Origin of the sequence: Streptomyces sp. CB01373 (assembly GCF_002803075.1) — a bacterium.
Lineage (GTDB): Bacteria > Actinomycetota > Actinomycetes > Streptomycetales > Streptomycetaceae > Streptomyces.
On record NZ_NNBK01000009.1, the window covers coordinates 16,823 to 43,320 of the forward strand.

Here is a 26,498-nt window from a genome sequence, read left to right on the forward strand (position 1 = left end):
AGCCCGTACGCCGTCTGGAGTACCGAGGATGAACACCCGGATGAACACCCACGCCGTCACGCGGACGCCCACGGCCGACCGGCCGGGCACCGCCGAGGCCGAGCTGCTCATCGGGGGAATGACCTGCGCCTCCTGCGCCGCCCGCGTCGAGAAGAAGCTCAACCGCATGGCCGGCGTCACCGCGACGGTCAACTACGCCACGGAGAAGGCCAGAATCTCCTACCCCGCCGGGGTATCGGTCGCCGATCTGATCGCCACCGTGGTCAGGACCGGTTACACGGCCGAGGAGCCCCCGCCGCCGGCCCCCGGGCCGGCGGCGGACGCGGAGTCCCGGCCGGACGAGGAGCAGGAGGGGCGGGATCCCGAACTGGCCGCCCTGCGCGGGCGCCTGGTCGTCTCCGCGCTCCTCGCCGTCCCCGTGGTGCTGCTCTCGATGGTCCCGGCCCTTCAGTTCACGTACTGGCAGTGGCTCTCGCTGACCCTCGCCGCGCCGGTCGTCGTCTGGGGCGGGCTGCCGTTCCACCGGGCGGCCCTGGCCAACGCCCGGCACGGCACGGCCACCATGGACACGCTCGTCTCGATCGGCACCCTGGCCGCGTTCGGCTGGTCGCTGTGGGCGCTGTTCCTGGGCGACGCGGGCATGCCCGGCATGCGCCACGAGTTCCGCCTCACCGTCTCCCGGATGGACGCGGCCTCCACGATCTACCTGGAGGTCGCCGCCGGGGTCGTCGCGTTCATCCTGCTCGGCCGCTATCTGGAGGCCCGCTCCAAGCGGCGGGCGGGCGCCGCGCTGCGGGCGCTGCTGGAACTGGGCGCGAAGGACGTCTCCGTCCTGCGCGACGGCAGGGAGACACGGATCCCGGTGGCCACGCTGGCGGTCGGCGACCGGTTCGTCGTACGGCCCGGCGAGAAGGTCGCCACCGACGGCACGGTCGTCGAGGGCGTCTCGGCGGTCGACGCCTCCATGCTCACCGGCGAGTCGGTGCCCGTGGACGTCGGCCCCGGCGACACGGTCACCGGCGCCGCGGTCAACGAGGGCGGCCGGCTGGTCGTCGAGGCGACCCGAGTCGGCGCGGACACCCAGCTCGCGCGGATGGCGCGGCTCGTCGAGGACGCGCAGGGCGGCAAGGCCGAGGTGCAGCGGCTCGCGGACCGCATATCGGCGGTCTTCGTGCCGGTCGTCCTGCTCATCGCCGTGGGCACCCTGCTCACCTGGCTGTTCGCCACTGGCGAGGTGACCGCCGCGTTCACCGCCGCCGTCGCGGTACTGATCATCGCCTGCCCGTGCGCTCTCGGCCTGGCCACGCCGACCGCGCTGATGGTCGGCACCGGCCGAGGCGCCCAGCTCGGCATCCTCATCAAGGGCCCCGAGGTGCTGGAGTCCACCCGCCGGGTGGACACCGTCGTCCTGGACAAGACCGGAACCGTCACCACGGGCCGGATGACCCTCCAGGAGGTGTACGCCGCCGAGGGCACCGACGAGAAGCGGCTGCTGCGCCTCGCGGGCGCGCTGGAGCACGCCTCCGAGCACCCGATCGCGCGGGCCGTCGCCGTCGGCGCCGAAGAACGGGTGGGACCGCTGCCCCCGGTCGAGCACTTCGAGAACGTCCCCGGTCGTGGAGTACGCGGGCGCGTGGAGGGCCACGACGTGGCCGTGGGACGGCTCGTGGAGCTCGACGACGAGCTGCCCGAGGAGGTGGCCCGCGCCCGGCGCGAGGCGGAGCGCGAGGGCCGTACGGCGGTCGTCGTCGGCTGGGACGGGCAGGCCCGCGGTGTCCTCGCCGTCGCGGACGCCGTCAAGGACACCAGCGCGCAGGCGGTGGCGCGGCTGCGCGCGCTGGGGCTGCGCCCGGTCCTGCTGACCGGCGACAACCGCGCCGTCGCCGAGGCCGTGGCACGGGCCGTCGGCATCGATCCGCAGGACGTGGTCGCCGAGGTGCTGCCCGAGGAGAAGGCCGAGGCCGTCCGGCGGCTGCGGGCCGAGGGGCGGACGGTGGCGATGGTCGGCGACGGGGTCAACGACGCCGCCGCGCTCGCCACGGCCGACCTGGGCCTGGCCATGGGCACCGGGACGGACGCCGCCATCGAGGCCGGCGATCTGACCCTGGTGCGCGGGGACCTGCGGGTGGCCGCGGACGCCATCCGGCTGTCCCGGCGGACGCTGGCCACCATCAAGGGCAACCTCGTGTGGGCCTTCGGTTACAACGTGGCCGCGCTGCCGCTGGCCGCCGCCGGACTGCTCAACCCGATGATCGCGGGAGCGGCGATGGCGTTCTCGTCGGTGTTCGTGGTGACGAACAGTCTCAGGCTGCGCACGTTCCGCTGAATGAAAAGCATTCGAGACCGAAGTAAGAGTCCCTCTAGAGTCCAACGCGCGCCTCACATAAGCTCTTCACAAGCCTCGCGCATCATCCTTACGCTTGGGTTCCGGTCGCCATACTTGGGCTCTTGCGTACCTAACGGACATATGCAAGAGACGCAGATCACAGTGATGTGAACGTAACCATCGAAGGGGTTCGAAGGTCTAAGTTGGCGATGTCGGGCCAGCGTCTTGGGGGGCGCTGACCGGCATCTGAGGATGTCTTGGGGGACTTCCTCAGAGGTGCGTTGCCGGGGCACGTACACCGGGAAGCTTTGAGCGGCCCTCCCGCGCGTGCGCGTCCCGGCAGACCGCACAGCACCAGGTACGACGAGTTCTGCTCGTTGTGCTCACAGCGATTCAGGCGCTGGTCCTTGAACGCCCGGCCGGATCCCGTGGGGGGAATCCGCACCGGGACATGGGAAGGCGCCCTGGCCGTCGGCCCGTGGGGGGACCGGCACACCGGGGCGCCTTCCGCTTTTTCCGTGATCCGCGCCCTCCGCGCCTCGCCCGTACATCAGTACGCCTGAGAAGTTCATCCGCACAACACGAGGCCCCGCACCCGCGCACTGCGCGTGGATACGGGGCCGGTGATGCTATGGGGCCGGTGACGCCGCCGGGAGGCTCAGCGCTCCTCGACCGGGAGGAAGTCGCGCTCGACCACGCCCGTGTAGATCTGGCGCGGGCGGCCGATGCGGGAGCCCGGCTCCTTGATCATCTCGTGCCACTGGGCGATCCAGCCCGGCAGCCGGCCGAGGGCGAACAGGACCGTGAACATCTCGGTCGGGAAGCCCATGGCCCGGTAGATCAGACCGGTGTAGAAGTCGACGTTCGGGTAGAGCTTGCGCTCGACGAAGTAGTCGTCGGACAGCGCGTGCTCCTCAAGCTTCAGGGCGATGTCGAGGAGCTCGTCCTCCTTGCCCAGCGCGGAGAGCACATCGTGCGCGGCGGCCTTGATGATCTTGGCGCGCGGGTCGAAGTTCTTGTAGACCCGGTGGCCGAAGCCCATCAGGCGGACGCCGTCCTCCTTGTTCTTCACCTTGCGGATGAAGGTGTCGACGTCGTTGCCCGAGTCGCGGATGCCTTCGAGCATCTCCAGGACGGACTGGTTGGCGCCGCCGTGCAGCGGGCCCCACAGGGCGCTGATGCCGGCCGAGATCGAGGCGAACATGTTGGCCTGCGAGGAGCCGACCAGGCGGACCGTGGAGGTCGAGCAGTTCTGCTCGTGGTCGGCGTGCAGGATCAGCAGCTTGTCGAGCGCGGAGACCACGACCGGGTCCAGGTCGAACTCCTGCGCGGGCACCGAGAAGGTCATGCGCAGGAAGTTCTCGACGTAACCGAGGTCGTTGCGCGGGTAGACGAACGGGTGGCCGATCGACTTCTTGTACGCGTACGCCGCGATCGTCGGGAGCTTGGCGAGCAGCCGGATGGTGGAGAGGCTGCGCTGCTTCTCGTCGAACGGGTTGTGGCTGTCCTGGTAGAAGGTCGACAGCGCCGAGACGACCGACGACAGCATCGCCATCGGGTGGGCGTCGCGCGGGAAGCCCGTGTAGAAGTTCTTGACGTCCTCGTGCAGCAGGGTGTGCTGCGTGATCTCGTTCTTGAACGAGGAGAGCTCGTCGACGGTCGGCAGCTCACCGTTGATCAGGAGGTAGGCCACCTCCAGGAAGGTGGAGCGCTCGGCCAGCTGCTCGATCGGGTAGCCGCGGTACCGGAGGATGCCCTGCTCACCGTCGAGATAGGTGACGGCGGATTTGTACGCGGCCGTGTTGCCGTATCCGCTGTCCAAGGTCACGAGACCGGTCTGGGCGCGCAGCTTCCCGATGTCGAAGCCCTTGTCGCCGACGGTGCTGTCGACCACCGGGTAGGTGTACTCGCCGCCGTCGTACCGCAGAACTACAGAGTTGTCGCTCACGTCTTCCCTCACCGACGTAGTGCCTCATCTTCGAGGTGCCCTGACTGTCTCTACCATCCCCCATTTGGCTCAGGAGAGTGCACTCGGGGTCGACCATTGGGCCCATTGGCGGCACTCAGTGCCGCCAACCTGTCCATCCTGCCCCTTCACTCCGGCCACGGGAAGTGCTGTGTGACCTTTACGACTCATTTGATCGATCATTTTTTGTGACGGGGCGTCAGGTACTGGCTTCCGGTCCTCCGGGCGGCGATTTTCAGCCGCCGGCGAGACGGAAGTCCAGCGCCGTGCAGCGCCGCCCCGCCGACACCGTGCGCACCGCCTGGCCGATCGCCCTGCGCGACCCGACGAGCACGACCAGCTTCTTGGCCCGGGTCACCGCCGTGTAGAGCAGGTTGCGCTGAAGCATCATCCAGGCGCCGGTGGTGACCGGGATCACCACGGCCGGATACTCGCTGCCCTGCGAGCGGTGGATGGTCACCGCGTACGCGTGCGCGAGTTCGTCCAGTTCGTCGAACTCGTACGGCACCTCCTCGTCCTCGTCCGTCAGCACCGTCAGACGCTGGTCGACCGGGTCGAGCGAGGTGACCACGCCCACGGTGCCGTTGAAGACACCGTTCTTCCCCTTCTCGTAATTGTTGCGAATCTGGGTGACCTTGTCCCCGACGCGGAAGACCCGGCCGCCGAACCGCTTCTCCGGCAGGTCGGGGCGGCCCGGGGTGACCGCCTGCTGGAGCAGTCCGTTCAGCGTGCCGGCGCCCGCCGGGCCGCGGTGCATGGGGGCGAGCACCTGCACGTCGCGGCGCGGGTCGAGCCCGAACCTGGCCGGAATCCGGCGGGCCGCCACGTCCACGGTGAGCCGGCCGGCCTCCTCGGTGTCGTCCTCGACGAAGAGGAAGAAGTCCTTCATGCCGTCGGTCAGCGGATGCTGCCCGGCGTTGATCCGGTGCGCGTTGGTCACCACTCCCGACTGCTGGGCCTGGCGGAAGACGCGCGTGAGGCGGACGGCGGGCACCGGGCCGCCGTCCGCCAGCAGGTCGCGCAGCACCTCGCCGGCGCCCACGCTGGGGAGCTGGTCCACGTCCCCGACGAACAGCAGGTGCGCACCCGGGGGCACGGCCTTGACCAGCTTGTTGGCCAGCAGCAGGTCCAGCATGGACGCCTCGTCCACGACCACCAGGTCGGCGTCCAGCGGGCGGTCCCGGTCGTAGGCCGCGTCCCCGCCGGGCTTGAGCTCCAGCAGGCGGTGCACGGTGGAGGCCTCGGCGCCGGTGAGTTCCGACAGGCGCTTGGCGGCCCGGCCGGTGGGCGCGGCGAGCACCACCTTGGCCTTCTTGGCGCGCGCCAGCTCCACGATCGAGCGCACCGTGAAGGACTTGCCGCAGCCGGGGCCGCCGGTCAGCACGGCCACCTTCTCGGTCAGCGCCAGCCTGACCGCCGCCTCCTGCTCGGGGGCGAGGTCGGCCCCCGTACGGCCCTTCAGCCAGGTCAGCGCCTTGTCCCAGACAACGTCCCGGAAGGCGGGCATCCGGTCGGCGTCGGCGCGCAGCAGGCGCAGCACCTGGGCGGACAGGGACAGCTCGGCGCGGTGGAAGGGCACGAGGTAGATCGCCGTCACCGCCTCGCCGCCGTCCGGGCCCGGCACCTTCTCCCGTACGACACCGGGGTCGGCGTCGTCCTCGGGGGGCTCGGCGAGTTGTGCGAGGCACTCGATGACGAGCCCGGTGTCCACCTGGAGGAGCTTGACCGCGTCCGCGATCAGCCGCTCCTCGGGCAGGAAGCAGTGGCCCTGGTCGGTGGACTGCGACAGCGCGTACTGCAGGCCGGCCTTGACCCGCTCCGGGCTGTCGTGCGGGATGCCGACGGACTGCGCGATCCTGTCGGCGGTCAGGAAGCCGATGCCCCAGACGTCGGCGGCCAGCCGGTACGGCTGGTTCTTCACCACCGAGATCGACGCGTCGCCGTACTTCTTGTAGATGCGCACCGCGATCGAGGTGGAGACCTCGACGGTCTGGAGGAAGAGCATGACCTCCTTGATCGCCTTCTGCTCCTCCCAGGCGTCGGCGATCTTCCTGGTCCGCTTGGGGCCGAGCCCTGGCACCTCGATCAGGCGCTTCGGCTCCTCCTCGATGATCTGCAGGGTGTCCACGCCGAAGTGCTGGGTGATGCGGTCGGCGAAGACCGGTCCGATGCCCTTGACCAGGCCGGATCCGAGATAGCGGCGGATGCCCTGGACGGTGGCCGGGAGCACGGTGGTGTAGTTGTCCACCTGGAACTGCTTGCCGTACTGCGGGTGGGAGCCCCAGCGGCCCTCCATGCGCAGCGACTCGCCGACCTGGGCGCCGAGCAGCGCGCCGACGACGGTCAGGAGGTCGGCGGCGCCCCGGCCGGTGTCGACGCGGGCCACCGTGTAGCCGTTCTCCTCGTTGGCGTACGTGATCCGCTCGAGCACGCCCTCCAGCACGGCCGGACGCCGCTCCCCGGCACCGGACTGCCCGCCCCGACTCGCCTCCGTGGTCATGACCCGACGGTACCGCCGGGCTGTGACAGCACCGCCGGGTGAGCCTGGGCGGCCCGGCTGCGCGCCCTTGGTCCCGCCGGGGTCCGCCGCCCAGTCCGTCAGCCGGACCGTCGGTCGGGCCGCCGATGGAGCCCGCCGCTCAGCCGGCGGTGCCCTCGGCCAGGGTGTGGGCCACCAGGGCGTTGGCGTGGCCGTGGCCCATGCCGTGCTCGGCCTTGAGCCAGTTGACGAGTTCCATGTGCTTGGTCAGCGGCGAGGAGCGGATGAGGTCCTTCCACTCGGCGATCGGCCGGCCGTACTTCTTCTCTATGGAGGGGAAGTAGCCGGCGGGGCCCTTGGCGGCGGCGGACATGGCGGGTGCCTTTCTGCGGCGGACGTTTGTCGTATGTGATGACTGGCGCCGCAGTGCGAACTCATCGCTCGCACGGGGGCGGATTCGGCGCCGCGCACGCCCCGGACGGCAACGATCCGGCTACGGGCCTTGCCTCGGCGGATGTAATCGTTTCCAATAAGCCTGGTGTAATCGATTCCACGAGGAGGTGGAACGGCGATGGCGAGCATCAAGGACGTCGCCGCCGCGGCGGGCGTGTCCGTCGCCACGGTCTCGCGCGTCCTGAACGAGCACCCGTCGGTCAGCGCCGACGCACGCGCACGCGTGCTGGCCGCCGTCGAGGCACTGGGCTACCGCCCGAACGCCGTCGCCCGGTCCCTGCGCACCCACCGGACCCGCACCCTGGGCCTGGTCATCAGCGATGTGCTGAACCCGTACTTCACCGAGCTGGCCCGCTCCGTCGAGGAGGAGGCCCGCGCCCTCGGCTACAGCGTGATCATCGGCAACGCCGACGAGCGGCCCGCCCTCCAGGACCACCATGTACGGACGCTGCTCGACCGTCGTATCGACGGCCTGCTGGTCTCCCCCACCGACGGCGGCTCCCCGCTGATGCTGGACGCCGCGCGCGCGGGCACGCCGATGGTGTTCGTGGACCGGTGGATCGAGGGCGTGGACGTGCCCGTGGTCCGCTCGGACGGGCGGGCGGCCGTTCGGGATCTCGTCGCGCACCTGCACAGGCTCGGCCACCGGCGGCTCGCGATCATCGCGGGCCCCGCGGCCACCACCACCGGCCGCGAGCGCGTCGAGGCGTTCCGCGAGGCACTGGCCGCCCACGGCCTCCCGCTCCCGGACGCGTACACCGGCCAGGGCGACTTCAAGGCCGGCAGCGGCCGGCGCGTCACCGAGGGCTTCCTCGGGCTGCCCGAGCCTCCCGAGGCCGTGTTCGCCGCCGACAACCTGATGGCGCTGGGCGCACTGGACGCCATCCGCGCGCGCGGGATGCGGGTGCCGGACGACATCGCGCTGGCCGCGTTCGACGACGTCCCGTGGTTCCCGCACACCGACCCGCCGATCACCGCGATCGCGCAGCCCACCGGCGAGCTGGGGCGGGCCGCCGTTCGCGCCCTGGTCGACCGCATGGCGGGACGGCCCGCGCGGTCCGTGACCCTGCCCGCCCGGCTGGTCGTACGCCGCTCCTGCGGCGAGCCGGAGGGCGACGCGGTGACGGGCGACCCGGCGGCGACCTGACCACCACCGGCGCCCCCATGGCCGGTTACCGTCGGTCGACCCGGCGGGCCCCCTCGTGAATCACCCCCGTAAGGAGAGAGCACACATGTACGACTACGACCTCCTGGTCGTGGGGTCGGCCAACGCCGACCTGGTGATCGGTGTCGAGCGGCGGCCCGCCGCCGGGGAGACGGTGCTCGGTTCCGATCTGAGCGTCCATCCCGGCGGCAAGGGCGCCAACCAGGCCGCGGCCGCCGCCCGGCTCGGGGCCCGCACGGCCCTGCTGGCCCGGGTCGGCGACGACGCCCACGGCCGGCTGCTGCTCGACGCCCAGCGCGAGGCCGGGGTCGACCCGGCGGGCGTGCTGGTCGGCGGGGCGCCCACCGGGGTCGCGCTGATCACGGTGGACCCGTCCGGGGACAACAGCATCGTGGTCTCGCCGGGCGCCAACGGCCGGCTCACCCCCGAGGACGTCCGCGCGGCCGGCGCCCTCCTGCGCGCCTCCCGGGTGGTCTCCGCGCAACTGGAGATCCCGCTGGAGACGGTCGTGGAGGCGGTGCGGAACCTGGCGCCGGGAAGCCGCTTCGTGCTGAACCCGTCGCCGCCGCGCCCGCTGCCGCGGGAACTCCTGAAGGCCTGCGACCCGCTGATCGTGAACGAGCACGAGGCCAAGGTGATCCTGGGTGGCCCCGAGGCAGGCGACACCCCCGAGAGCTGGGCGCGGGGCCTGCTCGCCCTGGGCCCGCGCTCGGTGGTGATCACCCTGGGCGGCGAGGGCGCGCTGGTGGCGTCCGCCGAGGGGTCCGCCCGGGTCCCGTCGGTGAAGGTGGACGCCGTGGACACCACGGGCGCGGGCGACGCGTTCACCGCGGCGCTGGCCTGGCGGCTGGGCGCGGGAGCGACCCTGGAGGAGGCCGCGGCCTACGCCGCCCGGGTCGGCGCGATCGCCGTCACCCGGCGGGGCGCGCAGGAGTCCTATCCCACGGCGGCGGAGGTCGACGCCCTGTGAAACGGGCGGGCGCCGCGTGAAAGAGGCCGACGCCCTGTGAGACGGGCGGGCATCCTCAGTGGTCAGGAGCTCTCGGGCCTTGCGGCCCGCCGAGCCTCTGCCACCGCCTCGCGTATCGCGCGGGCCGACCGGGGCCGCTGGAGGGCCAGATGTCCGGTCACCGACCCCAGCCAGGCCGGGTCACCGAACAGTTGCACCTCGCCTGCCTGGGCGGTCTGCCTCAGCAGTTCTTCGAACAGTACGAGTTCGGTGCCACCGTAGAAGCGGGGGTGCCGGTCGAAGCGGGCCACCCAGTCCTCGTAGGGGTGTCGCAGGGTCATGTGCAGGTAACCGCCGCCCCGCCCCCTCCAGGGGCCCGGCAGGCCACCGAGCATGCCCATCGGCGAGTAGTTTCCCTTCGCCGGGTACTTGGCGCCCAGGGTGAAGGTCACCCCCGGCATGACCCTGGGCCACGGGATCAGCAGTCCCTCCGAGTCCGGCTCGTGCTGGTACAGCCCGTCCGCGCGGAGTTCGACCCAGTAGCCCTTCGGCCCGCCGGAATCCCCCACCACCCAGTGGCCGTCGGTCAGTTCCAACGGCCCCAGGGACGTTCTCCTGTCCTTCTCCGTCATGCGGTCATTGGATCACGTGCGCCACGAACCGCTCCGCCGTCTCCGCCAGCACCTCCCGTCCGTTCCGGGACCACAACTCCTCGTTGAACAGCTCGACTTCGATGGCGCCGGTGTAGCCGGCCGCCTCGACGTACCGCTTCCACTCCCGCATGTCGATCGAGCCGTCGCCGATCTGGCCCCGGCCGTTGAGCACGCCCTCGGGCAACGGGGTGGTCCAGTCGGCGAGCTGGAAGGTGTGGATGCGGCCGCCCGCGCCCGCCCGGGCGATCTGCTCGGGGGCGTTGTCGTCCCACCAGATGTGGTACGTGTCGACGGTGACGCCGACCTGGTGGGCCGGAAAGCGCTCGGCGAGGTCGAGCGCCTGGGCGAGGGTGGAGACCACGCAGCGGTCGGCGGCGTACATGGGGTGCAGCGGCTCGATGGCCAGGCGGACCCCGCGCTCGGCCGCGTACGGGCCGAGGACGCCGAGGGCGTCCGCGATGCGTTCCCGGGCCCCGTGCAGGTCCTTGCTGCCGGCGGGCAGTCCGCCGGAGACCAGCACCAGTGTGTCCGTGCCGAGCGTCGCGGCCTCGTCGACTGCCGCGCGGTTGTCGTCCAGCGCCTCGGCGCGCCCGGCCGGGTCGATCGCCGTGAGGAAGCCGCCCCGGCACAGGGTGGTGACGGTGAGGCCCGCGTCCCGGACGAGCCTGGCGGCCGCCTCCACGCCGTACGTCTGGACGGGTTCGCGCCACAGGCCCACGCCCGGCACGCCCAACTCCAGGCAGGTGTCCACCAGTTCCGGCAGTGACAGTTGCTTGACCGTCATCTGGTTGATGGAGAAGCGTTCCAGGTCCGTGCTCACTGGTTCACCCCGTACAGCGACAGCAGGTTCCTCATCCGCTCCTCGGCGAGCCTCGGGTCCGGGAACAGGCCGAGTCCGTCGGCGAGTTCGTAGGCGCGGGCGAGGTGCGGCAGGGAGCGGGCCGACTGGAGGCCGCCGACCATCGTGAAGTGCGTCTGGTGCCCGGCGAGCCAGGCCAGGAACACCACGCCCGTCTTGTAGAAGCGGGTGGGGGCCTGGAAGAGGTGGCGGGACAGTTCGACCGTGGGATCGAGCAGGCCTCGGAAGGCCTTGACGTCCCCGGTGTCCAGGACCCGTACCGCCTCGGCCGCCAGCGGTCCGAGCGGGTCGAAGATGCCGAGCAGCGCGTGGCTGAAGCCCTGCTCGTCGCCGGCGATCAGCTCGGGGTAGTTGAAGTCGTCGCCGGTGTAGCAGCGCACGCCCCGCGGCAGGCGGCGGCGCAGGTCGATCTCCCGCTGGGCGTCCAGCAGCGAGATCTTCACCCCGTCGACCTTGTCGGGGTGGGCGGCGATGACCTCCAGGAAGGTGTCGGTGGCCGCGTCGAGGTCGGCCGAGCCCCAGTAGCCGTCGAGGGCCGGGTCGAACATGGGGCCGAGCCAGTGCAGGATCACCGGGCCGGCGGCCTGGCGCAGCAGGTGCCCGTAGACCTCCAGGTAGTCCTCCGGGCCCTTCGCCGTGGCCGCCAGGGCGCGCGAGGCCATCAGGATCGCCTGGGCGCCCGCCTCCTCCACGACGGCGAGCTGCTCCTCGTACGCCGCCCGGATCTCCGCGAGTGAACCGCCGGTGAGCTGGTCGGTGCCGACGCCGCAGGCGATCCGCCCGCCGACGGCACGGGCCTCGGCAGCGGAGCGGCGGATCAGTTCGGCCGCGCCCGCCCAGTCCAGGCCCATGCCGCGCTGGGCGGTGTCCATGGCCTCGGCGACGCCCAGCCCGTGGGCCCACAGATGGCGGCGGAAGGCGAGGGTGGCGTCCCAGTCGACGGCGGCGGGCGAGTCGGGCGACGCGTCGGCGAACGGGTCGGCGACGACGTGCGCCGCCGAGAAGACCGTACGGGAGGTGAAGGGCGTGCCGGGGGCGGAGGCGAACGGCTCGGTGCGCGGCTCGTAGGCCCGCAGCGCCCCGCCCGCGCCGGGCAGTCGGATGGTCACGGCTGGATCTCCGGTACGTCGAGGCGGCGGCCCTCGGCCGAGGACTTCAGGCCCAGTTCGGCGAGCTGGACGCCGCGGGCGCCGGCGAACAGGTCCCAGTGGTAGGGGGCGTCGGCGTACACGTGCTTGAGGAACAGCTCCCACTGGGCCTTGAAGCCGTTGTCGAAGTCCTGGTTGTCGGGCACCTCCTGCCACTGGTCGCGGAAGACCTCGGTGGCGGGGATGTCGGGGTTCCAGACCGGCTTGGGGGTGGCGGAGCGGTGCTGGACGCGGCAGTCGCGCAGACCGGCGACGGCCGATCCCTCGGTGCCGTCCACCTGGAACTCGACCAGCTCGTCGCGGTTGACGCGGACGGCCCAGGAGGAGTTGATCTGGGCGATCACGCCGCCCTCCAGCTCGAAGACTCCGTAGGCGGCGTCGTCGGCGGTCGCGGTGTAGGGCTTGCCGTTCTCGTCCCAGCGCTGGGGGATGTGGATGGCGGTGAGGGCCTGCACGGAGGTCACGCGGCCGAACAGCTCGTGCAGCACGTACTCCCAGTGCGGGAACATGTCCACGACGATGCCGCCGCCGTCCTCGGCGCGGTAGTTCCAGGACGGGCGCTGGGCGTCCTGCCAGTCGCCCTCGAAGACCCAGTAACCGAACTCGCCGCGCACGGACAGGATCCGGCCGAAGAAGCCGCCGTCGATCAGCCGCTTCAGCTTGAGCAGGCCGGGCAGGAAGAGCTTGTCCTGGACGACGCCGTGCTTGACGCCGGCCTCGCGGGCGAGCCGGGCGAGCTCCAGGGCGCCCTCCAGGCCGGTGGCGGTGGGCTTCTCGGTGTAGACGTGCTTGCCGGCGGCGACCGCCTTCCTGATCGCCTCCTCGCGGGCCGAGGTGACCTGCGCGTCGAAGTAGACGTCGACGGACGGGTCGGCGAGGACCGCGTCCAGGTCGGTCGAGACGTGCTCCAGGCCGTGCTTCTCGGCGAGCGCCCGCAGCGCGTGCTCGCGGCGGCCGACCAGGACCGGTTCCGGCCACAGCACGGTGCCGTCGCCGAGGTCGAGTCCGCCCTGCTCGCGCAGGGCGAGGATCGAGCGGACCAGATGCTGGCGGTACCCCATGCGCCCGGTCACGCCGTTCATGGCGATCCGCACCGTCTTGCGTGTCACGTCAGTCCCTTCGTACGCGGTCCACGCGCCGCGTACGCCCCCGGTGGTGGCACTGGTGAGCGATGCAGCAAGCGCTTTCTATACACAGAGAAGCTAGCCTCTGGACGGCGGTCCGGACAAGAGCGTGTCCAGGACGTGGTGGTTCGAGGCGGCCGACGGGCGGGCCGGGTGGCCGTAAGGTCTGCACGACACCCCGGGCCGGGCGCGTCTTCGCGGCGGAGCGCGGGTGGCACGTATCGGGTGGCACGTACGACGACGAGATGCGCGACCGGAGGACGACGAGATGACGGTGACCCTGGCGGACGTGGCGGCCCGCGCACAGGTCTCTCCCGCGACGGTGTCGCGCGTGCTGAACGGCAACTACCCGGTCGCCGCCTCCACCCGGGAACGCGTGCTGAAGGCGGTCGACGAGCTGGACTACGTGCTCAACGGCCCCGCGAGCTCGCTCGCCGCCGCGACCTCCGACCTGGTCGGCATCCTGGTGAACGACATCGCCGACCCCTTCTTCGGGATCATGGCGAGCGCCATCCAGTCGGAGATCGGCGGGCCCGGGGGGCGGGCCGGCGGGGAGCGGCTGGCGGTGGTCTGCAACACGGGCGGCTCACCGGACCGCGAGCTGACCTACCTGACCCTGCTGCAACGGCAGCGGGCGGCGGCGGTGGTGCTGACCGGCGGGGCCGTGGAGGACGCGCCGCACGCGGCGGCGGTCTCGGCGAAGCTGCGCAAGCTGGCCGACGCCGGGACGCGCGTGGTGCTGTGCGGGCGGCCGCCGGCGCCGGACACCCGGGCGATCGCCCTGGCCTTCGACAACCAGGGCGGCGCGCGGCGGCTGACGGAGCATCTGATCGCCCTGGGCCACCGGCGGCTCGGCTACATCGCGGGCCCCGAGGAGCGGACGACCACCCGCCACCGGCTGGAGGGCCACCGGGAGGCGCTGGCCGCGGCGGGCATCGAGGACGATCCCCGCCGGACGGTGTACGGCCGGTACGACCGCCGGTCCGGCCACGAGGGCACCCTGGAGCTGCTGCGCCGCGACCCGTCCCTGACGGCGGTCGTCGCGGCGAACGACTCCGTCGCGCTGGGCGCCTGCGCCGCGCTGCGCGAGTCCGGTCTGCGCATCCCCGAGGACGTCTCGGTGGCGGGCTTCGACGACCTCCCCTTCAGCGTCGACACGGTCCCCGCCCTCACGACGGTCCGGCTGCCCCTCGCGGAGGCGGGCGCCCGCGCGGGCCGCATCGCGATGGGCCGCGAGGAGCCTCCGGCGGGCGAGGTCGCGCACGTCCCGGGGGAGCTGATGGTGCGCGGGTCCACGGGTGCGCCACGCGAGGCCGCGGGAGCCTGAACCTCGCGAGTCGACCGGGGCGCCACGCGAGGCCACGGGAGCGTCCCGCGGGGCCCGAACCACGCCAGTCGACGGGGGCGCGACGCAAATCCACAGGGGCGTCCCGCGGGGCCCGAACCACGCCAGTCGACGGGGGCGCCGCGTGAGTCCGTGGGGACCCCGAGGCGTGACGCGCACGCGGGGCAGGACACCCCGCGGGCTGAAGTCCGCGGGGCTTGAGAACCCCGCAGGGCGTGAGCCCGGTGGGCCGTGAGACATCCCGCGGGGCTTGGGAACCGCACGGGGCCGTGGGGACGTGCGGCACTGCGCGGGGCGTGAGGCGCCGCGCGCGGTGCACCGGCCTCTGCGGGCGTCAGGCGCCGCGCCCGGATGCGACATCGCGCGGGGCCGAGGACCACAGGGCGTGAGCCCGGTGGTCCGTGAGACATCCCGCGGGGCTTGGGAACCGCTCGGGTCCGAAGCGCACCGGGCGAGTCCACGGGGACAGCACGCGGGGCGTGAGGCGCCGCGTGACTCCGCGGCAACCCGCCGCGGCGTCAGGCGCACGCGCGGGGTGGGACACCGCGGAGGTGCGCGCGGGTGCCGCGGACTCGGGGCGTCAGGCGGGCGGGTCCGGCGGCCGGGGCCATGGACGGGCGGGCGCCGGCGGGTCTAGCCTCGGGCTCAGCGGTTTCTCTGACTGAGTCAAGCATCCGCGTCCGCCTTCCCACCCCCTCACCGACGGGGCCCGACATGACCGTCCAGGACATCCGCGCCTTCAACCGCTTCTACACCAACGCCATCGGCGCCCTCGACTACGGCCGCCACCTCTACGCCCCCTACACGCTCACCGAGTCCCGGGTGCTCTACGAACTCGCGCACGCGCCCCGGACCGACGCGGCCGACCTGCGGGCCGAACTCTCGCTGGACGCCGGGTACCTGAGCCGGATCCTCAACAAGTTCGAGCAGGAGGGGCTGGTCGAGCGCGGCCCGTCCGAACGGGATCCCCGGCGCCGGAGCGTCACTCTCACCCCGCACGGCAGGGAGGCCGCCGGCCTGCTGGAGGAGCGGGCGCGGGAGTCCGTCGGCCGGCTGCTGCTCTCCGTACCGCCGGAGGAGCGGTCACGGCTGGCGGACGCGATGCGCACCGTCCGGGAGATCCTGTCCGAGGGACGGGCACCCCGCCCCGAGGACGTCGTGCTGCGCGGGCCCGGACCGGGCGACCTGGGCTGGATCGTGCAGCGCAACGGCGCGGTGTACGCGGCCGAGTTCGGCTGGAACGCCGGCTACGAGCGCCTGGTGGCGAGGATCGTCGCCGACTTCGCCGAGGACCACGACCCGGACCTGGAGCGGGTGTGGATCGCCGAACTCGACGGGCGTCCGGTGGGGTGCGTGATGTGCGTACGGGACGACGCCCCGGCCACCGCCCGGCTGCGGCTGCTGCTCGTCGGGCCCGAGGCGCGCGGACTGGGCATCGGGGACCGGCTGGTGCGGGCGGTCGTCGACTTCGCGCGCGGGGCCGGGTACCGGGACCTGGTGCTGTGGACCAACGACGTGCTCGGCAGCGCCCGCCGCATCTACCAGCGGCACGGCTTCGTCCTGGTCTCCGAGCAGCCGCACCACTCCTTCGGCAAGGACCTGATGGGCCAGGACTGGCGGCTGGACCTGCGCGAACCGGGCGCGTGACGAGCAGCGCCCGTGCCGTACCTGAAGCCCGCCCTCCGGGGGCCGGTGAACGGGGCCGTCGGCCTCAGCGCGGGCGCCCGGCCGGCTCCGCCGCGGCGAGGACGTCGGTGGGGGCGGCGGCGGGCTCCGGAGCCGGGTCAGGCGACGGCTCGCGGCGGCGGCCCGGCGTCACGGACGTCAACGCCACCCCGCCCACCAGCAACGCCGCCGCGCACCAGCGCAGGGGGCTCACCGATTCGCCGAGGAACAGTGCCGCCGCGGACATGCCGAAGACCGGGACCAGCAGCGAGAACGGCGCCACCGTGGACGCCGGGTGGCGGCGCAGCAGCAGGCCCCAGGCGCCGAAGCCGAAGACCGTGGTGATCCAGGCGACGTAGAGGACCGTGCCCGCGCCCTGCCAGTCCAGGGCGCGCAGCGCGGCCAGGTCCCGGGAGGGCCCCTCAAGCAGCAGCGACAGGCCGAGCAGCGGCAGGACCGGGACCGTGCTCACCCAGACCATGAAGTTCAGCGCGTCCGGGGGCGCCGCCTTGCGGGTCAGCACGTTGGAGACGCCCCAGCAGGCCGCCGCGGCGACGACGAGCGCGAAGGCGCCGACGGGGCCCGCGGCGCCCTCGTCCACGGCCGCGACGCCGATGCCGGCGAGCGCCACGCCCATGCCCAGCACCCGTATGCCCGAGGGCCGTTCACCGAGGGCAAGGAAGGCGAACAGGGCCGTGAACACCGCCTGGATCTGGAGCACCAGGGAGGAGAGCCCGGCGGGCATTCCGGCGTCCATCCCGACGAACAGCAGCCCGAACTTGGCGACACCGAGCACCAGTCCGACCGCCACGATCCACTTCCACGCCACCTTGGGCCGGCCCACGAGGAAGACGGCGGGTACCGCGGCCGCGAGGAAGCGCAGGGCTGAGAAGAGCAGGGGCGGGAAGTGGCCGAGGCCGACCTCGATGACGGTGAAGTTCACGCCCCAGACGGCGGCGACGAGGACGGCGAGCAGGACATGGGCGGGTCGCATGTACCGAGGATCACGCCGGCGGACCGTGAAGCACCAGCGATGATTGCTGCACCATTGCATGAAGCTCTGCTAATCGTTCGACCCCTCCGGAGGCACCGTGCTCGATCTCCAGCGTCTGCGCGCCCTGCACGCCGTCTCCGTGCACGGCACCGTCGGTGCGGCCGCCGCCGCGCTCGGGTACACCTCGTCGGCGGTGTCCCAGCAGATCGCCAAGCTGGAGCGGGAGACCAGGACCGTCCTGCTCGAACGCGAGGGGCGCGGCGTGCGGCTCACCGACGAGGCGCACCAACTGGTCGCCACGGCAAGGGAGTTGCTGGCGATCGTCGAGCGCGCCGAGACCGAGCTCGAGGAGCGGCGCGGGGTGCCCGCCGGACGGCTGCTGGTGGCGGCGTTCGCCTCGGCGGCGCGCGGGCTCATGCCCGGCGTCCTCGCGGACCTGGCCCGGCGGCACCCGGCCCTTGACGCCCGGCTCAGCGAGGTCGACCCGCACCTGTCGGTGGACCTGGTGGCCAAGGGTGCCGTCGACCTGGCCGTCGCGCACGACTGGGACATCGCTCCGCTGCCCGCCCCCGCCGGTGTGCAACAGGCCGTCATCGGGGACGACTTGTGCGACCTGCTGGTGCCGGTCGGGCACCCGTTCGCGGGGCGGACGGGGGTGCGGCGCGAGGAACTGGGCGGCGAGCGGTGGATCTGCCAGCCGCCGGGCCGGGTGTGCAGCGACTGGCTGCTGCACACCCTGCGCGCCGCCGGACACGAGCCGGACGTGGTCCACCAGGCCGACGAGAACCCGACCCTGGTCGCCCTGGTCGCCGCGGGCCTGGGCGTCGCGCTGATCCCCCGGCTGGGCCGGGGCCCGCTGCCCGAGGGGGTGGTGGAGGTGCCACTGGATCCCATGCCCGTACGGCGGTTGTACGCGCTGTGGCGCACGGGCGCCGCCCGCAGGCCGGCCATCGCGGAGACGGTGCGCACCCTGCGGGAGCACTGGCCCAAGGCGTCCGCGCACACGCCCCGCTGAACTCCCGCGGTCACACCCGCGCCAACGTGCGGGAATACACGCCCGGTCCGGGAACCCGGCAGGGCTCCGGCCCGTCCGACCGGAGGAGCTGCCGCAGGAGTCCGCGCTGTGCGGTGTCGGCCTCGCCGACGGAAGCGATCGCCGGCCACCCTCTCCTCCGCACCGCGGCCGGCAGCCCGCCGCCGTCGGCGCGCCCCCCTCCGGCAGCGCCGGCGGCGCCCTCACCGGTTCCTGTGCACTCCCTTGACTGGCAGAAACTTCCTGGATATTGGTGACTCCTCGGAAGTTTCCTTCAGCGCCAGGGGGTGTCAGACACCCCCTGGTCCAGCGGATCTCCTCCCGGAAGGGGCGCACGTGCACGACACCAGCACGGGAACCACCGCACTTCCCTCCAGACGCGCCGTCCTCGCCGCCACCGCCGGCATCACCGCCGCCCTGGCGGTCACGGGCACCGGCACCGCCCACGCCGCCTCCTACAACGACAAGAAGCTGCGTGCCCTCATCTCCCGGATGACGCTCGAGGAGAAGGTCGGCCAGCTCTTCGTGATGCGGGTCTACGGCCACTCGGCGACCGACCCGACGCAGGCCGACATCGACGCCAACCTCAAGGAGATCGGCGTCCGCACGGCCGCCGAGCTGATCGCCAGGTACCGCGTCGGCGGCATCATCTACTTCGCCTGGGCCAACAACACCCGGGACCCGTATCAGATCGCCGACCTGTCCAACGGGATCCAGAAGGCGTCCCTCGGACAGCCGCGCGGCCTGCCCCTGCTCGTCGCCACCGACCAGGAGCACGGCATCGTCTGCCGCGTGGGCAAGCCCGCGACCCTCTTCCCGGGCGCCATGGCGGTCGGCGCGGGCGGCTCGTCCGCCGACGCCCACACCCTGGGCCGCGTCTCCGGTGCGGAGCTGCGCGCGCTCGGCATCAACCAGGACTACTCCCCCGACGCCGACGTGAACGTCAACCCGGCCAACCCGGTCATCGGCGTACGGTCCTTCGGCGCCGACCCGGACGCGGTGGCGAGGCTGGTGGCCGCCGAGGTGAAGGGCTACCAGAGCTCCAAGGTGGCGGCGACCGCCAAGCACTTCCCCGGGCACGGGGACACCGCCACCGACAGCCACTACGGCTTCCCCGTCATCACGCACAGCCGCGAGCTGTGGGAGAAGCTGGACGCGGTGCCGTTCCGGGCCGCGATCAAGGCCGGCATCGACTCGATCATGACCGCGCACATCCAGTTCCCGGCGCTGGACGACTCCGGAGACCCGGCCACCCTCTCCCCCCCGATCCTCACCGGCATCCTGCGCGGCGAACTCGGATACGACGGGGTCGTGGTGACCGACTCGCTCGGCATGGACGGCGTGCGCACCAAGTACGGCGACGACCGGGTGCCGGTGCTCGCGCTGAAGGCGGGCGTGGACCAGCTGCTCAACCCGCCCTCGCTGGACGTGGCCTGGAACGCGGTGCTGAACGCGGTCCGCGCCGGCGAACTGACCGAGGCCCGGCTCGACGAGTCGATCCTGCGCGTTCTCCGGCTGAAGGCGAAGCTGGGACTGCTGGAGGACCCCTACGTCAGCCAGGCGAACGTCGACCACGTCGTGGGCATCGGCACCCACCTGGCGGCGGCCGACAGGATCGCCGAGCGGACCACGACCCTGCTGGCCAACGAGGGCAGCCTGCTGCCGCTGTCCCGCCGCGGCCACAAGAAGCTGCTCGTCGTCGGCGCCGACCCCGCCTCCCCGTCGGGCACCACCGGGCCGCCCACCGGAGTGCTCGCCGCCGCCCTCACCGAACTCGGCTTCCAGGCCACGGCGTTGTCGACCGGCACCGCCCCGTCGGCCGCGACCGCCGACCAGGCGGTGGCCGCGGCGCAGGACGCGGACGCGGTGGTGGTCGCGACCTACAACGTCACGGCGGGCAGCTCCCAGAAGACGCTGGTGGAACGGCTCGTCGCCACCGGCCGCCCGGTGATCGCGGTCGCGATCCGCAACCCCTACGACATCGCTCAGCTGCCCACCGTCCCGGCCCACTTGGCGGCCTACTCCTGGACGGACGTGGAACTGCGCGCCGCCGCACGGGTGATCGCGGGCGGGGCGAGGCCGCGCGGGAAGCTCCCGGTGCCGGTGCAGCGGGCGGACGACCCGGCGCGGGTCCTGTACCCCATCGGGTACGGCCTGACGTACTGACGTACTGGCCGGGCTCGCACGTCGGGCGTACGGCGCTTACGTCACGCCCCCGGCGCGCCACCGCAAACTGGCCCGAAGCGCCCCGCACGCCTGGCGTGGCACCGCCCTGGCGGGCCACGCTGGGCCGGGGGGGTGGACCGGGGGATGGCGAGTCGCGGGACATGGCGGGTGGAGGTGGCGTGCGCCCTGCCCGCGCTGCTCTTGACCGTGCTGGCGGGATGCGGACAGCCGTCCGGGTCCACGGACGCACGGGAGCGGAGCGGTGCCCCGGCGTCCGCGCTGCCCTCCGGACACGGCGCGGTGTTCCTCGATGTGGGCGAGTGCAGTTCCTTCGGCACGACGAGCTTCACCGAGGTGCCGTGCTCCGGCGAGCGGGCGGCGGCGCGGGTGACCGCCCGCCACGACGGGCGGCCCGCCGATGGCCCACCCTGCCCGCCGGACACGGACTTCGTGCTGCACATCGGCGCCCAGCCGGCCGTCCCGGGCCGGGAGGGCGGCGCGATCCCGCAGGGCTACGCCTGTATGCGCAACCTGCAGCCGCCGCACCCCGGCGACCCCGGTGGCGGGGGCGGCCCGCGCACCGTCGTCGGCGACTGCCTCTACGGCTCCGGCCGCGGCCAGGTGCGGGAGACCGCGTGCGACGGCTCGGGCGGGAAGAAACCGGAGTACCGGGTGATAGGGGCGGTGCGCAGCCGCGAGCAGTGCCCCGCGTCTACCGACCTGTACGTCCGGCTGGGCGGTGACGAACCGGTGGGCTGCGCCCGGAGACTGTGACTCCGGGCGCAGCCCACCGGGATCAGCGCGTCTCGATCAGCGCCTCTCGATCAGCGTCTGCGGATCAACGCGTCACGGCCTGAGCGCGGGCTCGCGCTCCACGTCCCGCACGTCCAGCTTCGCGTCGAAGCCGGCCAGCGGCCTGGCCACCGACGGGTTCGACTGGACCGCCGGGCCGGCGACTCCGGCCCACTCGAGGATCCTCGCCGTGGAGAGCGCCTTCTCGTCCGGCACGAGACCGGCGACGTTCGCCCCGTGGTTCATGCCGGGCGCCGTGAAGACGTACGAGTCCTGTGCCTTCTTGTCGAGGCGGAACCGCTCCGAGCCCCACGGGTCGTTCTCCCCGTACACGAAGAGCATGTGGTTCGCGTGCCGGCGAACCCAGGTGTCCACGTCACGCATCGCCGACGGCTGGAACTTCATCGGGATGGACCGCGGCACGAAGTTGCGCGGCGGCTGGTAGCCGTAGCGGATCAGCTTCTTCTCGATGTGCGGGAACTGGATGGTCGGCGCGCCGAGCTGCGTGCCCGCCTGGTAGTAGTACGGCGTGTAGGTCTCCAGGCCCTGGTCGGTGTAGGCGTCGAACCCGGAGATGGTGTTGACGGTGTCCCAGATCTGCTGGTCGGTGGCGTTCTTGGCGTCACCCGGGATGGTGCCGCAGTCCTTCAGCAGGCTGTACTGCCAAAAGCCCCACACGTAGTCGAGGACGACGGCCTCGTACGCCTTGTCCAGGTTGCCGATGGTGGTGAAGGTGTAGCCGTTGTCGGCGGCGAACTGGGCGTACTTGTTCTCCAGCGACTCCCGGCGCACCAGCGCCTCCCGCTGCACCCCGTTCAGCCGGTCGCGGCACTCCTTGGTGCCGACGGTGGCGAAGAAGCGGTCGTAGGCGGAGTCCTCCTTGTCGACCACGTCGTTGGGGGCCACGTAGGCGACCACGCCGTCCATGTCACCGGGGTAGAAGCGCTTGTAGTAGGTGGCCGTCATGCCGCCCTTGGAGCCGCCGGTGGCGATCCAGTTGTGGGAGTAGACCGGCTTCAGCGCCTCGTAGATGCGGTGCTGGTCGCTGGCGGCCTGCCAGATGTCGAGCTTGGACCAGTCGGCCGGGGCGGGACGGGACGGGGTGAAGAACCGGTACTCCATGGAGACCTGGTTGCCGTCCACGATCTGGGTGGGCTCACGGCGGCTGGGCGTCGTGGAGACGTTGTAGCCGCCGGTGTAGAAGACCGTCGGACGGTCTTCTCCCTTGTGCAGCACGGTGATCCGCTGCTCGAAGGTGCCCTTCGACGGATGGCGGTGGTCCACCGGCTGGGTGTAGTTGAGGACGAAGAAGCGGTAGCCGCTGTAGGGCTTCTCCTGGATCAGGCTCATCCCCGGGATGGCCAGGAGCCGGTTCAGGATGTCGGATTCCGAGCTGGCCGCGGTGCCGTTCGTGGCCTCCGGCGATGGGGCTGCTGTGGCCGCCCCCGCCGTGCTCAGCGTGCCGATGGACACAGTGAGCGCGAGCAGCCATCTGAGCGCCTTGCGCATGCACCCTCCCTATGAGACAGATGTTCGCCGGAAGCTATCGGAGCAACTCGGGTGCACACCAGGGGAGCAGGGAAAATACCTGAACGTGTTTCAGCGGTTCGGCACCAGGATCAGGGGATCAGCACAGGATCCAGTCCGTGTGGACCGACTTCGATCCCACCGATCCGGCGACCCGCACGCACCGGTGGCCCGCGTGCACGGTGACCGGGCCGGCGTGCCGGGAGTAGCGGCCCTTGTCGGTGACCGGACGGTTGCCGCGGGCCTGCACCGTCACCGACATCGGCCGCTTGGAGCCGGGTTTCGTGGCGACGGTGAGGGCGCAGACGTAGCCGTCGCGCTTGTGGACGTGGATGGTGCCGGTGGCGAAGGGCACCGTCCTGACCTCGCGGCCGGCGCAGGCGGTGGCCGCTGCCCTGGCGGTGCCGGGTGCGGCGAACGCCAGCAGCACCGCCCCGGTCAGCACGGCCACGACCGGCAGCGGCCTCCGGCGTATCGCACCACTGTCCACAGTCCCCCCTGACTGCCAGTTACAAGCGTACTGATGTACGGACGCGGCCCGTGGGCCGGACGGTTGCCCTCCGGCGGGTTCAGCGGGACGCGCTGACCGGCTCCTCCGGCTCGGACGCTCCGACGAACGTCCGCCACAGCTCGGCGTACCGCCCGTCGCGGGCCAGCAGTTCCTCGTGCGTGCCGTCCTCGGCGACCCGGCCGTGGTCCATCACCACCACCCGGTCGGCGCGGGCGGCCGTGGTCAGCCGGTGGGCGACCACCAGCGTCGTACGGCGGCCCGCGAGCCGGTCGGTGGCCTGGTTGACCTGTGCCTCGGTGGCCAGGTCGAGCGCGGCGGTCGCCTCGTCGAGAAGCAGGACGTCGGGGTCGACGAGTTCGGCGCGGGCCAGCGCGATGAGCTGGCGCTGACCGGCCGACAGGTTGCGTCCGCGCTCGGCGACCTCGTGCAGGTAGCCGCCCTCCAGCGTGGCGATCATCTCGTGCGCGCCGACCGCGCGCGCGGCGGCCTCCACCTCGGCGTCGGTGGCGTCGGGCCGGCCGTAGGCGATTGCGTCGCGGACGGTGCCCGGGAAGAGGTACGCCTCCTGCGGCACGACCCCGAGCCGGTGCCGGTACGCGGTGATGTCCAGCTCCCTGAGGTCCGTGCCGTCGACGGTCACCCGGCCGCCGGTCGGGTCGTAGAACCGGGCCACCAGCTTCACCAGGGTCGACTTGCCCGCGCCGGTCTCGCCGACGAAGGCGACGGTCTGTCCGGCCGGGATGCGCAGGTCGACGCCGGTGAGGGCCGCCTCGCCCTCGTCGGCGGCGCCGTACCGGAAGTGCACGTCCTCGAAGGCGACCTCGCCGCGCAGCCCGGGCACGTCGCGGGGCTCGGCGGCGGACCGTGTGGACGTCGGCTCCCGGAGCAGTTCCTGGATGCGGCCCAGGGAGACGGTCGCCTGCTGGTAGCCGTCGAAGACCTGGGAGAGCTGCTGGACGGGCGCGAAGAACAGGTCGATGTAGAGCAGGTACGCCACCAGGGCGCCCGCGGTCAGCGTGGCAGCCTCCACCCGGCCCGCGCCCGCGATCAGCACCGAGGCCGCCGCGACCGAGGACAGGAACTGCACGAACGGGAAATAGACCGAGATCAGCCACTGGCCCCGGATCCGCGCCTGGCGGTAGCTGTCGCTGCGCCCGGCGAACCGCCGCCCGCCGTCCCCCTCGCGCCGGAAGGCCTGCACGATCCGCAGCCCGGCGACCGACTCCTGGAGGTCGGCGTTGACCACCGACACCCGCTCACGGGCCAGCTCGTACGCCCGCACGCTCGCCCGGCGGAAGAAGAACGTGGCGACGACCAGCGGCGGCAGGGTCGCGAAGACGACCAGCGCCAGCTGCACGTCGATCACCAGCAGGGCCACCATGATGCCGAAGAAGGTGACCACGGAGACGAACGCCGTCACCAGACCCGTCTGCAGAAATGTCGACAAAGCATCGACATCGGTCGTCATCCGGGTCATGATCCGGCCGGTCAGCTCGCGCTCGTAGTAGTCCAGGCCGAGCCGCTGGAGCTGGGCGAAGATCTTCAGGCGCAGCGAGTACAGCACCCGCTCGCCGGTGCGGCCGGTCATCCGGGTCTCGCCGATCTGCGCCGCCCACTGCACCAGCACGGCGAACAGGGCGAGCAGCGAGGCCGCCCAGACGGCGCCCAGGGCCATCCGTGTGACGCCCTGGTCGATGCCGTGCCGGATCATGACCGGCAGCAGCAGGCCCATCCCGGCGTCCACGGCGACGAGGCCGAGGCTGACCAGGAGCGGCAGGCCGAAGCCGTGCAGCAGGCGGCGCAGGCCGTAGGAGTCCTCCGGGCGGACGGCCCGCCGCTCGTCGATGCCGGGGGTGTCGGTGGCGGGCGGCAGCGCGGCGACCTGTGCGAGCAGTTCGGGGGTGGCGGGCATGCCGGACATGGCCGTGTCCCGGGGCTCGCGCTCCCCCGCCCACAGCGTGGGCGTGATGCCGCGCTCGGCGTCGAACTCGGCGTCCAGCTCCTGCCGTACGGAGACGTCCTCCGGCGGTGCGGCGGGCTGGGCGTGGCCCGGCGAGACGCCGCCGAGCTCGTCGGGGTCGGTGAGCAGGCGCCGGTAGAGGGCGCACCGCTGCTGGAGCTCGTCGTGGGTGCCGAGGTCGGCGAGGCGGCCCTGGTCGAGGACGGCGATGCGGTCGGCGAGGTTCAGGGTGGAGCGGCGGTGGGCGATGAGGAGGGTCGTGCGGCCCTCCATGACCTGTGCCAGAGCCTCGTGGATCTCGTGCTCGACGCGGGCGTCCACGGCGGAGGTGGCGTCGTCCAGGACGAGCAGGCGCGGGTCGGTGAGGATCGCTCGGGCCAGTGCGATGCGCTGGCGCTGGCCGCCGGAGAGGGTCAGGCCCTGCTCGCCGACCGTGGTGTCGTAGCCGTCGGGCAGCTCGGCGATGAAGCGGTCGGCCTGGGCGGCGCGGGCGGCGGCCTCGATCTGCTCCGAGGTGGCGTCGGGGCGGCCGTAGGCGATGTTGGCGCGGACGGTGTCGGAGAACAGGAAGGAGTCCTCGGGCACCAGGCCGATCGCGGCCCTGAGCGAGTCCAGGGTCAGCTCGCGCACGTCGTGGCCGCCGACGAGGACGGCGCCGTGGGTGACGTCGTAGAAGCGGGGCAGCAGCAGGGAGACCGTGGACTTGCCGGAGCCGGAGGAGCCGACGACGGCCAGGGTCTCGCCGGGGCGGATCTCGAACGACAGCCCCTGGAGGACGGGCCGGTCGTCCGCGTAGCCGAACGAGACGTCGTCGAACTCGACGGTCGCGGGGGCGTCGGCGGGCAGCTCCTTGGTGCCCCCGGTCAGGGTGGGCTCGGTGTCGATCAGCTCCAGGACGCGTTCGGTGCCCGCCCGGGCCTGCTGCCCGACCGTGAGCACCATGGCGAGCATGCGGACCGGGCCGACGAGCTGGGCGAGGTAGGCGGAGAAGGCGACGAAGGTGCCCAGCGTGATGTGCCCGCGCACGGCGAGCCAGCCGCCGAGGGCCAGCATGGCGACCTGGCCGAGGGCGGGCACGGCCTGGAGCGCGGGGGTGAACCTGGAGTTCAGCCGGATGGTGCGCAGCCGCCCGGCGAACAGCCTGCGGCCGACCTCGCGCAGCTTGCCGGTCTCCTGCTCCTCCTGTCCGAAGCCCTTCACCACGCGGACGCCGCTGACCGCGCCGTCGACCACGCCGGCGACGGCGGCGGCCTGCGCCTGGGCGTACCAGGTGGCGGGGTGGAGCTTGGTGCGGCTGCGCCGGGCGATCCAGCCGAGGGCCGGGGCGACGGCGAGGGCGACCAGGGTCAGCGGCAGCGACAGCCAGGCCATGATGACCAGGGA

General features: G+C 72.4%; 19 protein-coding genes. 8 read left to right on the forward strand and 11 right to left on the reverse strand.

Annotated features, from left to right (window positions below; translation table 11 throughout):
* Positions 1-40: 40 nt before the first annotated feature.
* Positions 41-2,326 carry a heavy metal translocating P-type ATPase gene (locus tag CG719_RS15265; RefSeq protein ID WP_100569386.1) on the forward strand — a complete coding sequence of 762 codons (2,286 nt, stop codon included), beginning with the start codon at positions 41-43 and terminating at the stop codon, positions 2,324-2,326.
* Positions 2,327-2,984: 658 nt separating this feature from the next.
* Here CG719_RS15265 and CG719_RS15270 read toward each other — a convergent pair.
* The 3 genes from CG719_RS15270 to CG719_RS15280 all read right to left on the reverse strand — a co-directional run bounded on the left by CG719_RS15270 (position 2,985) and on the right by CG719_RS15280 (position 7,144).
* Complete coding sequence (locus CG719_RS15270) at positions 2,985-4,274, reverse strand: citrate synthase (protein ID WP_100569171.1); 1,290 nt, start codon at positions 4,272-4,274, stop codon at positions 2,985-2,987.
* A 253-nt stretch (positions 4,275-4,527) separates the two neighbouring features.
* Positions 4,528-6,792 (reverse strand): SF1B family DNA helicase RecD2, encoded by a 2,265-nt coding sequence (gene recD2, locus CG719_RS15275; protein WP_100569172.1) that lies wholly within the window; start codon positions 6,790-6,792, stop codon positions 4,528-4,530.
* Positions 6,793-6,931: 139 nt separating this feature from the next.
* Positions 6,932-7,144, reverse strand: a complete 213-nt coding sequence (locus CG719_RS15280) for a DUF4287 domain-containing protein (RefSeq protein ID WP_100569173.1) — start codon at positions 7,142-7,144, stop codon at positions 6,932-6,934.
* 198 nt (positions 7,145-7,342) lie between these two features.
* On the opposite strand from CG719_RS15280, the gene CG719_RS15285 reads away from it, so the two are divergent.
* Both CG719_RS15285 and CG719_RS15290 read left to right on the forward strand, forming a co-directional pair.
* Positions 7,343-8,371, forward strand: a complete 1,029-nt coding sequence (locus tag CG719_RS15285) for a LacI family DNA-binding transcriptional regulator (RefSeq protein ID WP_100569174.1) — start codon at positions 7,343-7,345, stop codon at positions 8,369-8,371.
* A gap of 85 nt (positions 8,372-8,456) precedes the next feature.
* On the forward strand, positions 8,457-9,359 hold the full coding sequence (locus CG719_RS15290) for a ribokinase (RefSeq protein ID WP_100569175.1): 903 nt from the start codon (positions 8,457-8,459) through the stop codon (positions 9,357-9,359).
* 62 nt (positions 9,360-9,421) lie between these two features.
* Here CG719_RS15290 and CG719_RS15295 read toward each other — a convergent pair whose 3' ends face one another.
* Genes CG719_RS15295 through CG719_RS15310 form a run of 4 tightly spaced genes read right to left on the reverse strand, consistent with a single transcriptional unit; the run spans position 9,422 to position 13,107 of the window.
* Complete coding sequence (locus CG719_RS15295) at positions 9,422-9,970, reverse strand: hypothetical protein (protein ID WP_234375597.1); 549 nt, start codon at positions 9,968-9,970, stop codon at positions 9,422-9,424.
* Positions 9,971-9,974: 4 nt separating this feature from the next.
* Entirely contained in the window at positions 9,975-10,811 is an 837-nt protein-coding gene (locus CG719_RS15300) for a sugar phosphate isomerase/epimerase family protein (protein ID WP_100569176.1), read from the reverse strand.
* Entirely contained in the window at positions 10,808-11,959 is a 1,152-nt protein-coding gene (locus CG719_RS15305) for a dihydrodipicolinate synthase family protein (protein WP_100569177.1), read from the reverse strand. The genes CG719_RS15300 and CG719_RS15305 overlap by 4 nt, the downstream gene beginning before the upstream one ends.
* Positions 11,956-13,107, reverse strand: coding sequence for a Gfo/Idh/MocA family protein (locus tag CG719_RS15310; RefSeq protein WP_199836649.1), 1,152 nt, complete (start codon positions 13,105-13,107; stop codon positions 11,956-11,958). The genes CG719_RS15305 and CG719_RS15310 overlap by 4 nt, the downstream gene beginning before the upstream one ends.
* Before the next feature lie 283 nt (positions 13,108-13,390).
* On the opposite strand from CG719_RS15310, the gene CG719_RS15315 reads away from it, so the two are divergent.
* Together CG719_RS15315 and CG719_RS15320 are read left to right on the forward strand one after the other, a co-directional pair.
* Complete coding sequence (locus tag CG719_RS15315) at positions 13,391-14,449, forward strand: LacI family DNA-binding transcriptional regulator (protein WP_100569178.1); 1,059 nt, start codon at positions 13,391-13,393, stop codon at positions 14,447-14,449.
* 732 nt (positions 14,450-15,181) lie between these two features.
* Positions 15,182-16,114, forward strand: coding sequence for a bifunctional helix-turn-helix transcriptional regulator/GNAT family N-acetyltransferase (locus tag CG719_RS15320; protein ID WP_100569179.1), 933 nt, complete (start codon positions 15,182-15,184; stop codon positions 16,112-16,114).
* Between the two features lie 64 nt (positions 16,115-16,178).
* On the opposite strand, the gene CG719_RS15325 is transcribed toward CG719_RS15320, so the two are convergent.
* The gene (locus tag CG719_RS15325) at positions 16,179-17,126 is read right to left on the reverse strand and encodes an EamA family transporter (RefSeq protein WP_100569180.1); all 948 of its coding nucleotides are present in this window, start codon (positions 17,124-17,126) and stop codon (positions 16,179-16,181) included.
* 97 nt (positions 17,127-17,223) lie between these two features.
* Between CG719_RS15325 and CG719_RS15330 the strand changes: the two genes are divergently transcribed.
* The 3 genes from CG719_RS15330 to CG719_RS15340 all read left to right on the forward strand — a co-directional run bounded on the left by CG719_RS15330 (position 17,224) and on the right by CG719_RS15340 (position 21,099).
* Positions 17,224-18,141, forward strand: a complete 918-nt coding sequence (locus CG719_RS15330; RefSeq protein WP_100569181.1) for a LysR family transcriptional regulator — start codon at positions 17,224-17,226, stop codon at positions 18,139-18,141.
* A gap of 354 nt (positions 18,142-18,495) precedes the next feature.
* Complete coding sequence (locus CG719_RS15335; RefSeq protein WP_100569182.1) at positions 18,496-20,325, forward strand: glycoside hydrolase family 3 protein; 1,830 nt, start codon at positions 18,496-18,498, stop codon at positions 20,323-20,325.
* A gap of 144 nt (positions 20,326-20,469) precedes the next feature.
* Positions 20,470-21,099, forward strand: a complete 630-nt coding sequence (locus CG719_RS15340; protein ID WP_100569183.1) for a hypothetical protein — start codon at positions 20,470-20,472, stop codon at positions 21,097-21,099.
* A 72-nt stretch (positions 21,100-21,171) separates the two neighbouring features.
* Here the strand turns inward: CG719_RS15340 and CG719_RS15345 are convergent, their stop codons facing one another.
* From CG719_RS15345 to CG719_RS15355, 3 genes are all read right to left on the reverse strand, one after another.
* Positions 21,172-22,626, reverse strand: coding sequence for a S28 family serine protease (locus CG719_RS15345; RefSeq protein ID WP_100569184.1), 1,455 nt, complete (start codon positions 22,624-22,626; stop codon positions 21,172-21,174).
* Between the two features lie 118 nt (positions 22,627-22,744).
* Positions 22,745-23,134 (reverse strand): hypothetical protein, encoded by a 390-nt coding sequence (locus CG719_RS15350; RefSeq protein WP_100569185.1) that lies wholly within the window; start codon positions 23,132-23,134, stop codon positions 22,745-22,747.
* A gap of 79 nt (positions 23,135-23,213) precedes the next feature.
* A partial coding sequence (locus tag CG719_RS15355) for an ABC transporter ATP-binding protein (protein ID WP_234375598.1) occupies positions 23,214-26,498 on the reverse strand: 3,285 nt, incomplete at its 5' end.